This window comes from Marinomonas phaeophyticola, assembly GCF_026966905.1.
GTDB lineage: Bacteria > Pseudomonadota > Gammaproteobacteria > Pseudomonadales > Marinomonadaceae > Marinomonas > Marinomonas phaeophyticola.
Genome location: NZ_JAPUBN010000019.1, coordinates 285,301 through 300,210 on the forward strand (window position 1 = coordinate 285,301; position 14,910 = coordinate 300,210).

Below are 14,910 nucleotides of genomic sequence, written 5' to 3' on the forward strand. Positions count from 1 at the left end.
CCCGACTCTGTTTTGAATGAATGTACGATGCTGGAGGGGGGGCCGTTTATCTGAGTATAGGGCTAGATTGTTTAATGAAGAGCTAGAAGGCCTGAATAAAAGATAATACAGGCCACCCATAACGTTATTAATTAAAGGGGTCAGACCCCTTTACTAGTCTTTAGGCCAACAAACCGTTTTAGAGGCACGAAGCCTACGAACAAGGAGCGTTAGTGGCGATTGAAAAAACAACATTGGATGGCACACTGGGTCATTTAATGAGCCGTCCATGGGTAGTATATTGCGAATCGGCGTTAGGAAAGAATGGGATCAAGTCATGACAAGGGTAAAAATATCAGGTAGTGATATCTGAAGGCTCTTACTTGCCTAATACTTAGAATTCGAGTAAAAGTATTAGAAAGTAATATGAAAAAATCTAAAAACACGAAGGATTTTTAACGGTAACCTTCGTTAGGAGTACCTTCGAAGAGTACAAAAAACACCGCGATTTAAACAGGGACGTCGCCAATCTTGAAAAAGCAAATTCCCTATAAATAAAGCGGCCGTTCAACAGACGGTTATAGCCATGGCTTCGCCACTGTATAACCGCTTAGTAGTTATCAGTACAAAATGGAGTATTTATGCATCCCAAGGTTTTTGTAAGTCACGCGAGTGAGGATAAGGAAAGATTCGTAACAAATTTCGCAACAAAGTTGCGTGAAAATGGTGTAGATGCTTGGTTAGACAAATGGGAAATGCTACCGGGTGATAGCTTAGTTGATAAGATCTTTGAAGAAGGCTTAAAAGAAGCTAAAGCCGTGATTATAGTGCTTTCAAATTACAGCATAAAAAAGCCGTGGGTTCGTGAAGAGTTAAATGCAAGCATCGTTGCCAAGCTATCTAAAGGTACAAAGATAATTCCCATAGTCTTAGATAATTGTGAGGTTCCTCAATCGCTAGTATCGACTCTTTGGGAGTCAATTCCTGACTTAAAAGATTACGATCAAAACTTCAAGCGAGTTTTGTCTTCAATTTTTGGCGCTACAGATAAACCTGCACTGGGCAAAGCTCCTGCACATACGACATCTGTATATCATGAGATTGGATGCTTAACCAAGGTAGATAATTTGGTTTTAAAAGAATCTTGTGAATACGCTATTGAAAATGATGACGTTATGATCAACCCAGAGTCATTATTTGGCGATGGAGAAAAGCTGGGGTTCAGCCGAGCTGAAATCAAAGACTGCATTGAGGTGTTGGAGCAGAATGGATACCTTGATGTGTCTCAAAATCTTGCAGGAGGTGGAGAAAATTATTCATGCCATTTCAGTGTAACTACATATGGTCTAGATAACTACGCTAGATCATATGTCCCTGATTATTCAGAAATATTGGAAAAGATCGTTAGCCTTATCGTCAATGAAAACATAAATTCAAATACTAGCATTCAAGAAAAAGTTGCTAAACCTATCTTGATTATCAACCACATATTGAACGTTTTAGAGTCAAGTAGCCATTTAAAACTATTCAAAACTAGCGGTGGCATAGTTCAAATATATAATATTTCAGCAAGTCTGCGCCGAGTGTTGGCGTAGTGTGCTTATAACAAGCGCCTGTTGCCGGACTGGTTTTCCGCTGTTTAGGCGCTCTATGGATATTCATGTTCAAGTTTGGTAGGGGTAATAAATATGGAGTTTCGTGTTTTATCCAAAAGCACTTGGGTGCCTGAAAACGGAAAGAATACTGCTTATCTTAAGGTTAACCACTGGAATGATTATTCATTTGTAACTATGTTTTATCTGTCGCTTCATGATGATGGAGGCATGCTACATGATATTGGTGAAATTAAAATTGGTTTTAAAAGTCAGACGACTGAAATAAGTACCTATACAAAGCTGGAGGCTAGCTTTACGAATTTAGGGGAAGAGTTCTTTTCTCTAGGTCAAGGCGCTGATTTCTATAAAAAAATTGCAGCGTTGCCAGGTAATATTCGGAAGCCACTATTGTCGTCGCTGAGAGATATTGTAGTAAATCCTTCGATTATTGAGTCTATCAAAGATGAGGACGTTTTTGGCACTTCTTTACTAAGAAACGTTAGTCTCTCTGTTGTAAAAGGACAATATGCAAGGTTGGTAGAAGGCTTGGCAGAGTTAACCGGTTTTAAATTTAAATTCGTAAGGCTTGAAGCGCCAAAATTCGGAAGTATTGACCTTGATTTTGAGGTCAAAGTTGGTTCGAACTCTAATCTAAGGTCAAATATTCATACAATTATTGGTCGGAATGGTGTAGGAAAAACCACCATACTAAATGGCATGATATCTTCCATCACAGATAGAAAGGGGTCGATTGCAAAATTTATAGATACAGATAGTTGGCAAAAAACCGAGATTGCTAATGACTATTTCAGTAGTCTTGTTTCAGTTTCATTCAGTGCTTTTGACCCATTCTCGCCACCTAATGAGCAACCTGATCCTTCGAAAGGTACGTGCTATTTCTATATTGGCTTGAAAGACTCAAACAACTCTGACCTCCATCGAACAATTAGTGACCTTCAGTATGATTGCATAAAAGCATTGATTAACTGCTTTCAAGATTCAAATAAAACCAAGCGCTGGCTAGATGCAATAGAAAAGTTAGGGTCTGATGAAAACTTTTTTTTATGAGGCTGGAAGAACTAAATTCCATTTATCTGGAAATGCGTCATAGATATAATGAAGATGAGCAATCTGACTCAACCTCTTTTGTAGAAAGATTTCGAGATGCTGTAGCTCCCACACTATCTAGAATGAGCTCTGGTCATGCAATCGTACTCCTGACAATTACTCGTTTAGTCGCCACTGTTGAAGAAAAGACTCTAGTACTACTTGACGAACCTGAGAGCCATTTGCATCCGCCTTTATTATCTGCATTCATACGCGCTCTTTCTGATTTACTTCATGATAGAAACGGACTTTCCATTATTGCAACCCACTCACCTGTAGTCTTACAAGAAATACCAAAATCATGTGTTTGGAAGATATACCGAAAAGGCTCAAATGTAACTGCGAGAAGGCCAAACATTGAGACATTCGCTGAGAATGTTGGAGTATTAACTAGTGAGGTTTTCAATTTAGAAGTCGAGCGCTCAGGTTTTCACGACATTCTTGCAAATTCAGTTCTATTGGGAAAAGCCTACGAAGAGATTTTAATAGAGTACGATGAGCAAATTGGTTTTGAGGGAAGAGCGATTTTAAAGGTTCTTATCGCTAAGCGTGACAGGGAGTCTTATTAATGATGCTTCTTGATGAGCCTCTATATACTTTTGAACAAACTATCGATGAGTGTATTCTTGGTGTCACAGGGAATGACTCTTTACGTAAAAAGTTGATCGCGAGTAAAGGTGATTTTTCTAATGTAGGCATGCAATACAGATGCGCAGCAGACACAGCTGAACTGTATGCTATACAATCGGTTAGTGTCGGTGGCGATCCTATAGTAATTAATGCTCTTAAAAAAAGTGAGTTGTTAAAACTTTATGAGCAATATTTTAGGGCTTCTGAAAAGCCGGCTAGAAAAGTATATGATTCAATTTTAAATTCTGCACAAGATAAGTGTCCGTTTTGTGGGGGAATAGGTACTCCACGCAACTTAGATCACTTTTTACCCAAGGTTCATTACCCACAATTCTCTGTTTTGCCCAGCAATCTGGTACCTTCCTGCCGAGATTGCAATATGGATGGAAAAGGGAAAAACTTTGCCACTAGTGCTGAAAAACAAATAATTCAACCTTATTCGGATAATCAAAGATTTTTTATCGACCAATGGATCGTTGCTAATTATGTTGTAGCTGATGATGGTGAGCCGGGAGAATTTAAATATTACGTCTCACCTCCTGAGGGATGGCCCGAGGTCGATAAACAGAGAGCTAGGGCTCATTTTGAAGGGTTTGATTTGGCTAAGCGTTATGCAACGAAAGCCGCTGAGCAACTGGGTATTGTGCTTGGTCAGATTAGATCTATGGAGCAGGCTGATCTCGACATCAGCGTTATTAAAAGTGTGCTTCTGCAACCAGCAATAGAAACAGCTCAGTTCTCGAATCATTGGCAAAAGGGCATGTATCAAGCTCTGTATAGTCATTATACGATATTGGAAAATGCAAAACTTAGCACGCCTAAAATATGCCCATGCCCTGTTTGCGAGGGAGAAGGTTTGTTCGTTAACTACTTTTGTCCGTTGTGTAATGGAAAAGGAACCGTTGTAGATCCACTTGAAATAGATATTTCTGATTACCAAAACTTGAAATGTCCTGAATGTGATGGACGGGAAAGGTGTCGTTTGTGTTCCGGTAAGGGATTGATAAGCAGAGAAAAAGCTCTTGAAATGACTAGGAATAGGCCATAAAAATTGGTTCCAAGCTGGCGCGTTCCCCGAGCGTTATATTTATTGTGAGGTCTGGAGTAAAAAATGGCATTACCAGCACTCGATGTATCAGAAAATAAGAAAAACTCGCCTCATGTTGTCATCTTGGGGACAGGAGCAAGCTTTGCCGCTTTTCCAAACGGCGACAAAAATGGTCGTAAGTTGCCATTGATGTACAATCTTGTGGAAGTTTTAGGGATTGGTTATCTCTTTGAGAAGCACGGCTTAAAATATGATGATGAGAACTTTGAGGCTGTTTACGACCAATTATCTAAATCAGGTCGGTAATCATAGATCCATTACTTTATTTTTAAGCATATCTAAAAGCGGATACGAATCATACGCCCAACCAAGATAGAGAACAAATCACCAGAGCTATGAGGTGATTCTGTAGATACCTGCCTTCAGGCCGACAAAACCATCTAACACCGAAATACGTTCTTGGAACACAAAAAAACCTTCGTCTTTTCTGTTTGAGTCACTGTCGTTGCAACGCGGAAAAGGCGCTGGTTTCATACTTTTATCATGGAATTATTTTCTGAAAGAAAAACTTAACTTATTGAAAATGTAAGATTAACTGTGTGGGTGTCTGGTATTTTGTATTCCACTGTCGTTGCAGCGCGGAAAATGCGCTGGTTTCATACTTTTATCATGGAATTATTTTCTGAAAGAAAAACTTAACTTATTGAAAATGTAAGATTAACTGTGTGGGTGTCTAGTATTTTGTATTGAATCAGACAAGTCTTATATTGAATAATTTATAAAACTAGAGAAAATGAGCTGGTTATACCGAACATAAAATCAGATCATCGCTCTGATGTTTATGAATGCACTAAACAATCACATTAAATCGACCTTAGGATTGCTGGGTGTTAGTTTTTGTTACATGTTGAAGTATTTTTTTGTGTTAACTTAAACTTTTTCTGATTAAAGGTTGGGTAATGAATAACTTACAAAAAATAGGTGGCGTTGCAGCGCTTTTTGAGGCCGCTATTTACATATCTGCTTTTGTGTTTTTTGGGGCGTTTTGGGACTACCCTGTAAGTGCTGATGATGCACAAAAAATTATTTTTCTGACTCAGAATCAAACAATTCTATCGATAGTTAATTTAACTATGTATGTCGCCTTTGGCCTTTTCTTGGCCGTATTAGTTTTAGCTACTCATCAACGGATGAAAACCAAGGCTCCAGTTTTATCACAAACGGCTTCGGTCTTCGGTATTATTTGGGTTGGCCTTGTCATAGCAAGTGGAATGATTGCAACCATGGGATTAGGCGTTGTAATCGATTTATCTACCAAAAATGCAGATCAAGCAATGATTCTTTGGGTAGTTATTAACACAATAGTGGAAGGTTTAGGGGGAGGTAACGAAATTGTAGGAGGTCTATGGGTTCTTTTATTGAGTGTTGCAGGCTTAAAAATTATTGAGCTACCTAAATTGTTAAACTGTTTAGGACTATTCATTGGTTTTGTTGGTATTCTCACTGTTTATCCTGCCGAAATACTGACAGAAATATTTGGCTTAGGACAAATATTATGGTTCTCTTGGCTAGGTATGATAATGCTTATGAATCCTCAAAGTAATAATTAAAGGGGTCAGACCCCTTTGCTTCCTTAAATAGTGTCACGAATCTCGGCGACAAAATCATAGGAGTCTCCGGGAAACCAGGAGCGGGTAAATTCCACATGGGTGCCGTCATGATTAATCCCCGTTCTCTCTATGTACAAGGCGGCGCTGAGTTGCGGAATGTCAAGTAAGTTCGCTCTTTGTTCGTCGATGCTGATGGCGCGTAATCGTTGCAATGCTCGAACAGGACGGCAGCCTTGTTGCTCCAACAGATCATAAAGAGAACCTTCCATTGCAAAGGGATTGAGAATATAGCAACTTGGGATGGTGGCTAGCTCTAAGGCCATGGGTTTTCCATCGGCATACCGTAGGCGATAGAAACGTACGACTTCTTGGTCAGGTGCCAGTTTGAGCGCTTTACATTCATCTTCATGGGGCATGCCTAAAGAGCGATCTAACCATTTAGAGGTAATGGTTTTGCCGCGGGCTTCCATCACCTCAGTGAAGCTGCGCAAATGGTTTAGAGGCTGCTCAACTCGCTCGCTCACAAAGGTGCCTGCCCCTTGCCTTTGGGTTAAGGTCTCGTCTTTAATTAGTTCATCAATGGCACGTCGAATTGTGACACGAGAAACGTCTAAATATTTAGCAAGATCTCGTTCAGGGGGAGAGTGTCTCCACCTAAAACTCGTCCTTCTGCGATCGCATTTTGAATGGCTTTTTTCACCTGTACGTACAGCGGAATGCCTTTTTCTCGCAAATTATCGGCTTCGCCAAAAAGTGTGTTGACCCGATTTTGACTCATCTTATTTTCCAAAGGGGAGGCCCCATATTTCAAGCTGTCGTTCATAAAATGCTGATTATTCTGCCTCTAGACTAGTCGTCAGTCTGGTTAAGGCATTCCCTTTACTATCAAACAGATACAGGTTATTGGGTTGTATACCAAAAACTACCTGATCACCGGCTTTATATTGGTTATCACCATCGATTTTTAGTACCAGTTCACCTTCTTTGGGAATGTCCACGTACAAATAAGACAGTTCGCCAAGGTGTTCAACGAGTGTGACTTTTCCTTCGATCTTGTTCTCTTTACACGGCAAGGACATGTGTTCAGGGCGAAGCCCTATCTGAACTCGATCACCGGCTTTTGAATTAGAACTGTCGATAGACGCTGAAATTACGCGGCCAGATTCTAGCATGATTTGTGTATTTTCTTTGCCTACTGATGAAATTTTTGCGTTCAAGAAGTTCATTTTAGGCGACCCAATAAAGCCAGCGACAAACTGAGTTTGTGGGTGGTGGTATAAGTGCAATGGCGAGCCGACTTGTTCTACACGACCTTGGTTCATGACCACGATCTTGTCTCCTAATGTCATGGCTTCTACTTGATCATGGGTCACGTAAATGACTGTCGCTTTGAGTTCTTGGTGTAGCTTACCAAGTTCAACCCGAGTTTGTACTCGTAGTGACGCATCAAGGTTTGAAAGGGGTTCATCGAATAAGAAGACTTTAGGGTCTCTGACAATAGCGCGTCCAATCGCTACCCGCTGACGTTGCCCACCAGATAATTCTCTAGGTAGACGTTCAAGCAGGTGGTCAATCTTTAGTTTTTTAGCTGCTTCAACGACCTTATTATTAACGAAGGTTTTGTCTTTACCTGCAATTTTTAACCCGAATGCCATGTTTTTGAATACATTCATGTGAGGATACAAAGCATAAGATTGGAATACCATTGCAATGCCGCGCTTTGCCGGAGAGCGACCGTTAACGCGTTCATCGTCTATGTATAAATCGCCTGCTGTGATCTCTTCCAAACCAGACAGTAAACGCAGTAATGTGGACTTACCACAGCCTGATTCACCAATGAGCACGACAAATTCGCCGTCTTTAATGTCGAGATCGATGCCGTGCAGTACATCGACGTCACCAAAACGTTTTTTAATATTATTGAGTTTTACACTTGCCATAAAATGCGTCTCCGGCGGTCATGGTTATGAGATTATTTGACCGCTCCGCTTGTTAAGCCGCGAATCAGTTGTCTTGAAAAAATAGTGTATAGAATCAGTACTGGCACAATCGCTAACGTAAGTGCTGACAGGACTGAGTTCCAATTGGTGACGTACTGACCAACAAATTGTTGTACGCCGAGAGTGATAGTACGAGTTTCTTCCCCTGGGGCTAGAATGAGCGGAAACCAGAGGTCGTTCCAAATAGGAATCATGGTAAAGACAGCCACTGTTGCCATTGCAGGTTTAAGCAGTGGCAAAATAATGCAGAAGAAAATTTTATATTCACTGACTGCATCACAGCGAGCGGCTTCCGTTAATTCTTTTGGAATGGTGCGAACAAATTCCGACAATATATACACTGCGAGGGGGAGTCCTTGGGCAATGTACACCAGAACTAAGGCCGTCAGCGTATTGGCTAAATCCAGTTCGACCATCAAACTGAGTATACTCACCGTACCTAGTCGAATGGGGATCATAATGCCCATGGCAAACAAGAAGGCGATCAAGAAGTTACCGCGAAACTTGTATTCCGTCAGTGCCCAAGCCGCCATAGCGCCGAGTAATAGCACCAATCCAACGGCCAGTAAGGTAACGACTAAACTGTTCCAGGAATACAGGCCAAAATCAGATCGTAATAAAACTTCCTGAAAGCCAGCTAAGGTGAAAGAGTCGCTGTCGGGTAAGCCTAATGGGTCGTTAAAAATGGCCTTACGGGTCTTAAAGGCATTGATGATCACCACAATAATAGGGAACAAAGCGATCACGGTATAGGCCATTAAAATGGCGTGTACGGTGACGCTCTTTGACACATTGAGTGGGGATGAAGGCAAAAAGCCGGTTACTATTTTCATACTTGCCTCCTAAAACTGGAATCGTTGAATACGACGTTGAACGAAAAACAGAAACAGCATGACGCCCACTAAAATGATTAAGAACATAAGAGTGGCCACGGCGGCTCCCATGCTGGCACTGCCTTGTTGTAATTGAAAACCAAAGAAGGTGCGATAAAAGAAGGTGCCCATGAGATCGGTAGAGAAGTTGGGTCCAGCCAGTGCGCCTTTAACGGCATAAATTAGCTCAAAAGCATTGAAATTCGCGACAAAGGTTAAAATTGAAACCATGGCGATAGTGGGTAAGATTAATGGAAGCTTAATGTACCAAAACGTCTGTAATGGATTGGCCCCATCAACCGTACCGGCATCAACAATGTCATCAGGGATGTTGAGTAACGTGGCGTAAATCAGCATCATGGGAATGCCCACAAACTGCCAAACAGAAATAAAGCTTAAAGTAATGAGTGCGCTGCCTTCCTTTCCTAGCCAAGCATCAAAATAGTGACCCAGTCCAATATTATAAAGAAACTCCTCTGAAATCCCCCAAATAGGGCTCAGCAATAACTGCCAAACAAAGCCGATGATCACCACGGACAGCATGGTTGGCATGAAAATAAGGGTTCTATAGGTGCCGGACAAACGCAGTTTTGGTGAGCTTAATAGAACGGCAAGTAAGAGCCCTATGGGGTTTTGCAATACCATATGAATAGCAAAAAACATAAAGTTGTTCAGTAACGCATTCCAAAAAGCATGGGACCAATTATCATCAGTTATTAAGGTGATAAAGTTCTGCAATCCCACAAAGGTGCTGTTACCGTCTTGCGTATTGAATAGGCTTAAGAATAGGGTATCGAGCAAGGGATACACACTGAAGGTGACGTATATCAGCAATGCTGGTGCAAGAAAAATGACAAGATGCCAGGGAAAGGGCTTTTTTTCATCTGGATGATTAGGTTGAGTCATAACGCTGTCTCTAATAATGCTATCTGGAACCATTTAAATAGGGAGGGCAGGCCGTGCCCTCCCATGGTTTGCGGAAATTATTGTTGAGGAGCGTACCACTGCTCTAAACCATTCTGTGTTTCTTGCGCAGCGGCTTCTGGTGTCATGGTGCCGTTGATCACTTGTGCGCTGACATTCCAAAGTTGGTTTTCCAGGTTTGGTGTGCCGCGAGACAATATTTGATAAGAGTTACGGATGGTCGATTCACAGCTGTCTCTCCAGCTAATGAATTCTTGAGCAACCGGATCTTTGATGGCTATTTTATGATTCGATAATGGGAAGAAACCAGGAACCGCATTCGCAAACAGTTCCGCAAATTCTTGACTGGCCATCCAATTTAGCAATTCTGCCGCCGCGGCTTTGTTGGGAGAATTGGCATTGATGCCGATACCAATATCCGTATGGTCGCTGATATAGCAAGTGTCACCACTTTTTGTCACTGGTGGTGGGAAGGCGCCAAATTCAAAATCCGCCTGATTGTTAAAGGTTTGGATGTCCCATGAACCTGCTGGGTAGATGGCGGCACGCCCCAGCGTAAATAGGTTTTGTGAATCTGAATATTTCTGTGCTTCAAAACCACGGCCAAGATAGGGTTTCCATTCGGCTAACTCTTTCCAAGTATTGACATAGGCTTCGTCAGTTAATTTGGCTTTGCCTTCTAAAAGTGCTTTACGACCTGCTTCGCCTTTCCAATAATTTGGGCCAATGTTTTGAAAGCCCATGGTGGCACTTTCCCATTGATCGGCTGTCCCCATTGCGAGCGGCGAATAACGACTTTCGGATTTAATGGTTTTTAATACGCTAAAAAATTCATCACGTGTTGCAGGAACAGAAAGGTTCAATTCTTTAAAAATTTCTTTGTTATAAATAAACCCATGAATTACAGAGGCCATCGGCAGACAAAATTGGTCTTTACCGTCATCCGTTACCCACGCACTTTTAGCCACATCAGAGAACTCAGTTAAACCTTTTAAGTCATTTAACGAGTCTAAATAACCACTGGTGAAAAGGGTTAAGGAGGTGTCAAAGGGGCGGCAAGTAATCAGATCCCCCGCCGTTCCAGCTTGTAATTTGGCTTGTAATGCTGAGTTGTATTGAGTCGGGGGTGTCGGTGTAAAGTATACTGTTGTATCTGGGTGACTTTTATTGAAGGCTGGAATAATAACGTCCGACCATATATTTGCATCATCGCTACGCCAGCTTTCGATATTTAATGTCCCTGCCGCATTGATCATACTAGCACTGCTTAAAAGAACAGCTGTAGCGATAGCATATCTGGATACGGATAGGTTGGAATGTGCATTAGACATGGTGGTTCTCCGTTTGTGTATTTTGTGATTTATCATCTATTTTTATTGTTAAATACCGAAAATTGGTATCTTTTAGGTATTGTTGATTTGTAGAAATTAGCACCAATGTGGATCTCTGGCAAATAAAAAGTGCAAATAAATAGAAAATATTTTGACCTAAGTGGATTAAAGGTACTATATTGGTATTGTTGTTTTGGGGTCGTTATTTTAAGTGTGATTGTTTTTAAAGGTAAATTTTTATGCAAGTAATTATTCTTCCAACACCAAAAGATGTGGCCTTGTATGCTGCAAATAGGGTGGAGGATGTGATGAAAAGAAATAGTCACCCTGTACTTGGGTTATCAACAGGTTCAACTCCTATAGCGCTTTATAATGAACTCGTTAGCCGTCATAAAGCTGGATGGCTTTCTTTTAAGCATACGACAACCTTTAATCTAGATGAATACATAGGCATTACTGAGAGTCATAAGCAAAGCTACCGTTTTTTTATGAACAAGCATCTGTTTCATTTAGTTGACATCGATGAGGCGAATACTCACCTTCCTTTAGCGGCGAGTTTGGAGCCTGATATTTTGCATCAAGATGCGTCTTCCTATGATCTCAGCATCTCCAGTTCGGGTGGTATTGATCTGCAAATTCTTGGAATTGGTGAAAATGGTCATATTGGTTTTAATGAACCCACGTCTAGTTTTTCATCTAGAACGCGCATCAAAACCTTGTCAAAATCCACTATTGCGGCCAATAAACGCTTTTTTAAAGAGGGGGAATTTCAACCTCACCTAGCGATTACCATGGGTATTGGGACGATATTAGAAAGTAAAGTCATCTTACTTATGGCGACAGGCAAAGCAAAAGCATCTGCCGTAAAAGAGATGATAGAAGGGCCATTATCCTCTATGTGTCCGGCCTCCGTTTTACAACAACATGAAAAGGCGATCATTGTCTTAGATGAAGAGGCGGCAAGTTCATTAGCCCTCAAAGAGTATTATTTGTGGTGTGAGCTAAAGCGTCAGCAATTACATGAAGGAAACTGTGAATGACAGCACTTTATATTGGCGTTGATGGTGGTGGAACTTTTTGCCGTGCTCGTCTTGTTGATGGGGAGGGGACCGTTTTAGGTGAAGCTGTTGCAGGTTCAGGTAATCCACGAATTGGTATTGAAGCCGCATGGCAAAATATAATCAATGCGTGTCTTGAAGCTTGTCATCAAGGTAACATTCCTACAGAAAAATACTCGAAGATTACTCTTGGTTTAGGTCTTGCCGGTGCCAATCAACCATTGGAACAAGAACTGGTTATCTCTCAATCCTCTCCATTTGGTCGGCGGTATTTGCTCACTGATGCCCATTCTGCTTGTTTGGGGGCTTTTAATGGTGAAGAAGGCGCCTTACTGATTCTAGGAACCGGTAGTTGTGGTGTGTTTTATCAGAATGAAGTCTTTCAGATAGTGGGAGGCTGGGGCTTTCCCTTATCGGATCAAGGCAGTGGCGCTCGTATTGGCTTATCGGCTTTAGAGTATTCATTGGCCGCATTGGATGGGACGTCGGCTTCCTCTCCTATGACAGATAGTATTAATGCTGAATTTTCTTTGTCCCCAGAAGAATATGTCTTGTTTCAAAATCGACACCCGTTACCGAAAGAATATGGTGCTTTTGCCATTCAAGTATTCGAGTTTGCTCAGCAAAAAGATCCTATTGCTTTGAGAATTGTACAAGAACAAGTGGCTTGGGTCAGTCGATATCTAGACTGTTTAATCGCAAAAGGCGCTTCACAAATAGTACTCGTTGGAGGGGTGTCGGATGTTATTCGGCCTTATTTATCAGAGCGTTATCTTGCTTATCTCTGTGAACCGAAAGGGGATGCAATGTCAGGAGCCATTTTAATGGCACAACAACAGATAGGGAGAAAAGCAATATGACGACTGTCTTTGCGAAGCGACTTTTTGATGGTGAGCAATGGTTAGCGAATCAAGCGGTTACCTTTAGTGATAATCGAATCACTTCAGTTGCGGAGGCTGAACTATCCAATGCCATGACAAAGGATGTGGTTGATATTCTTGCTCCAGGGTTTATTGATGTCCATGTGAATGGGGGTGGCACTCTCTTTAATCATACCCCGACGCTCTTGGCGTTAGAAAAGATCGTTCAGATTCATGCTCAGTTTGGTACTGTGGCTATGATGCCAACATTGATTTCTGATGATTACAGTATTATGTCGCAAGCTCACGATGCCGTTTGTGAGGCTCTTGCGCAAAACATGGGTGGGATATTAGGCTTGCATTATGAAGGACCTTACCTGAACCCTGTTCGTAAAGGCGTGCATAACGAGTTTCAGCTGAGACAACCTAATGAGGGTATTTTAGCCACATTGCTTGATGTCAGTAAATTTGGAAAACTCATGGTAACCTTGGCCCCAGAACAAGTTCGTGAAGGCTTTATTGAATGGTTGGTCTCCCAAAAAGCCATTGTATGTATAGGGCATTCTGCAGCGACTTATGAGCAAGCTATCGCGGCTGTCGACAGCGGTGCTCGGGGTTTTACGCATTTATTTAATGCCATGACGCCGCTTACTAGTCGTGAGCCCGGGGTCGTTGGTGCGGCATTAGAAACCAATAAAGCGACTTGGTGTGGCCTGATTGCCGATGGGCATCATGTGCACCCTGTATCAATGAGAATTGCGATCGCGGCAAAAGGTTGTGAGCATATGATGCTGGTGACAGATGCCATTCAAAGTGTCGGTTCGAATGAGACTGAAATGGCTTTTCTAGGCAAAAAAGTGATGCGAAGTGAAGGGAAGGTCACGACAGTAGATGGCACATTAGCTGGATCAGATTTAGATATGGCAACAGCGGTTCGTAATACTATTTTTCTAACAGGTCGTACACCAGCGGAAGCATTGCAGATGGCCTCGCTTAGGCCAGCTGAGTTTTTATCTATAGACGATCAGTTCGGACATATCAAAACAGATTATCGTGCCAGTATGGTCGCTTTAAGTGAAGATTACCGGGTGCAAAAAACCTGGATCGATGGTCGAGTCGCTTGGGAGCCGTTTATAACATGCAACTAAAGAATCATGGATAAACTCTTTGACAGAATCACAAAAGCGGAAAAGAGAGATAAAGCAATAATAATTTTTTTACTGGGGGCAATAAAAGCAAGCGGTTTAAATTTCGATAAAATAAAACCGATAATGACCCCTGGCAGCATTTTCATACAAAGTACATAGGCTTCTTGGTTCATTCCATCAGCTAGCATTAATAGCAAAATAGAAATGGGCGTACCAACCAGAAAGAAGCAGAGTAATGCATTTCGAGTGACGGCAGGTGTTTGTGCTTGGTAAAGTAGTGCCATAATAGGGCCGCCGATCGAGGTGATGGTGCCAGAAAAGCCAGACAAGAATCCCGCTATGGCTAGGTTTGATCGAGTTAATTTAATTGAGGCATGTACCGATGAGACGAGAGAAGCGGCCAACAGACTGATCCCAATAATGACGCCTAAAAGCCATTGGGGTAAATAGGCTAATGTGAGAACACCACACCATGATCCTGGTATACGGGCGAGAATAGCGGGTAATACGGTTTTGATTTCAAGAGGTCGCTGTTCATTGAGATACATTAATAAAGATAAAAGAAACCCCAGTATCAAAATGGGACCAGGCATGTAATTTTCATTTATGATAAATAAGGCAGGGGCACTTAACAGTGCAAAACCAATACCGACTCTGGCTTGAACCAATATACCAGCAATCACAATGGCCAAAGATAACACATCAATGGCCGAATAGGATAATTGTGCAAAAGACAGCATTCAGCGAC

General features: G+C 41.7%; 16 protein-coding genes and 1 pseudogene. 10 read left to right on the forward strand and 7 right to left on the reverse strand.

The window, feature by feature from the left end; all coding sequences use genetic code 11:
• Nucleotides 1–188: 188 nt before the first annotated feature.
• From O1D97_RS19965 to O1D97_RS15505, 7 genes and pseudogenes are all read left to right on the forward strand, one after another.
• Nucleotides 189–296 (forward strand): annotated as a pseudogene (locus O1D97_RS19965) (IS91 family transposase); the annotation flags it as partial.
• Between the two features lie 324 nt (nt 297–620).
• The gene (locus O1D97_RS15480) at nt 621–1,574 is read left to right on the forward strand and encodes a toll/interleukin-1 receptor domain-containing protein (protein ID WP_269127044.1); all 954 of its coding nucleotides are present in this window, start codon (nt 621–623) and stop codon (nt 1,572–1,574) included.
• Between the two features lie 93 nt (nt 1,575–1,667).
• Complete coding sequence (locus O1D97_RS15485; RefSeq protein ID WP_269127046.1) at nt 1,668–2,642, forward strand: hypothetical protein; 975 nt, start codon at nt 1,668–1,670, stop codon at nt 2,640–2,642.
• Between the two features lie 32 nt (nt 2,643–2,674).
• On the forward strand, nt 2,675–3,250 hold the full coding sequence (locus O1D97_RS15490) for an AAA family ATPase (RefSeq protein WP_269127048.1): 576 nt from the start codon (nt 2,675–2,677) through the stop codon (nt 3,248–3,250).
• The gene (locus O1D97_RS15495) at nt 3,250–4,359 is read left to right on the forward strand and encodes a hypothetical protein (RefSeq protein WP_269127049.1); all 1,110 of its coding nucleotides are present in this window, start codon (nt 3,250–3,252) and stop codon (nt 4,357–4,359) included. The genes O1D97_RS15490 and O1D97_RS15495 overlap by 1 nt, the downstream gene beginning before the upstream one ends.
• Before the next feature lie 63 nt (nt 4,360–4,422).
• The gene (locus O1D97_RS15500) at nt 4,423–4,665 is read left to right on the forward strand and encodes a hypothetical protein (RefSeq protein WP_269127051.1); all 243 of its coding nucleotides are present in this window, start codon (nt 4,423–4,425) and stop codon (nt 4,663–4,665) included.
• Nucleotides 4,666–5,318: 653 nt separating this feature from the next.
• Nucleotides 5,319–5,969, forward strand: coding sequence for a hypothetical protein (locus O1D97_RS15505; RefSeq protein WP_269127053.1), 651 nt, complete (start codon nt 5,319–5,321; stop codon nt 5,967–5,969).
• Nucleotides 5,970–5,992: 23 nt separating this feature from the next.
• Here the strand turns inward: O1D97_RS15505 and O1D97_RS15510 are convergent, their stop codons facing one another.
• From O1D97_RS15510 to O1D97_RS15535, 6 genes are all read right to left on the reverse strand, one after another.
• Nucleotides 5,993–6,439 carry a GntR family transcriptional regulator gene (locus O1D97_RS15510; protein WP_269127055.1) on the reverse strand — a complete coding sequence of 149 codons (447 nt, stop codon included), beginning with the start codon at nt 6,437–6,439 and terminating at the stop codon, nt 5,993–5,995.
• A gap of 140 nt (nt 6,440–6,579) precedes the next feature.
• Nucleotides 6,580–6,747 (reverse strand): hypothetical protein, encoded by a 168-nt coding sequence (locus O1D97_RS15515; RefSeq protein ID WP_269127057.1) that lies wholly within the window; start codon nt 6,745–6,747, stop codon nt 6,580–6,582.
• Between the two features lie 55 nt (nt 6,748–6,802).
• On the reverse strand, nt 6,803–7,909 hold the full coding sequence (locus tag O1D97_RS15520) for an ABC transporter ATP-binding protein (protein WP_269127059.1): 1,107 nt from the start codon (nt 7,907–7,909) through the stop codon (nt 6,803–6,805).
• 32 nt (nt 7,910–7,941) lie between these two features.
• The gene (locus tag O1D97_RS15525; protein WP_269127061.1) at nt 7,942–8,802 is read right to left on the reverse strand and encodes a carbohydrate ABC transporter permease; all 861 of its coding nucleotides are present in this window, start codon (nt 8,800–8,802) and stop codon (nt 7,942–7,944) included.
• A gap of 9 nt (nt 8,803–8,811) precedes the next feature.
• The gene (locus O1D97_RS15530; RefSeq protein WP_269127063.1) at nt 8,812–9,747 is read right to left on the reverse strand and encodes a carbohydrate ABC transporter permease; all 936 of its coding nucleotides are present in this window, start codon (nt 9,745–9,747) and stop codon (nt 8,812–8,814) included.
• Between the two features lie 77 nt (nt 9,748–9,824).
• Complete coding sequence (locus tag O1D97_RS15535) at nt 9,825–11,096, reverse strand: ABC transporter substrate-binding protein (RefSeq protein WP_269127065.1); 1,272 nt, start codon at nt 11,094–11,096, stop codon at nt 9,825–9,827.
• Between the two features lie 239 nt (nt 11,097–11,335).
• On the opposite strand from O1D97_RS15535, the gene nagB reads away from it, so the two are divergent.
• The 3 genes from nagB to nagA are packed head-to-tail and all read left to right on the forward strand — an operon-like array spanning nt 11,336 to nt 14,162.
• Nucleotides 11,336–12,136 (forward strand): glucosamine-6-phosphate deaminase, encoded by an 801-nt coding sequence (nagB, locus tag O1D97_RS15540; RefSeq protein WP_269127067.1) that lies wholly within the window; start codon nt 11,336–11,338, stop codon nt 12,134–12,136.
• Nucleotides 12,133–13,014, forward strand: coding sequence for a glucosamine kinase nucleotide-binding domain-containing protein (locus O1D97_RS15545; protein WP_269127068.1), 882 nt, complete (start codon nt 12,133–12,135; stop codon nt 13,012–13,014). Before nagB ends, O1D97_RS15545 begins: the two co-directional genes overlap by 4 nt.
• A complete protein-coding gene (gene nagA / locus O1D97_RS15550) occupies nt 13,011–14,162 on the forward strand; it encodes an N-acetylglucosamine-6-phosphate deacetylase (protein ID WP_269127070.1) in 1,152 nt (383 codons plus the stop codon). Before O1D97_RS15545 ends, nagA begins: the two co-directional genes overlap by 4 nt.
• Here nagA and O1D97_RS15555 read toward each other — a convergent pair.
• Entirely contained in the window at nt 14,159–14,902 is a 744-nt protein-coding gene (locus tag O1D97_RS15555; protein ID WP_269127072.1) for a TSUP family transporter, read from the reverse strand. The genes nagA and O1D97_RS15555 overlap by 4 nt on opposite strands.
• Nucleotides 14,903–14,910: the final 8 nt, after the last annotated feature.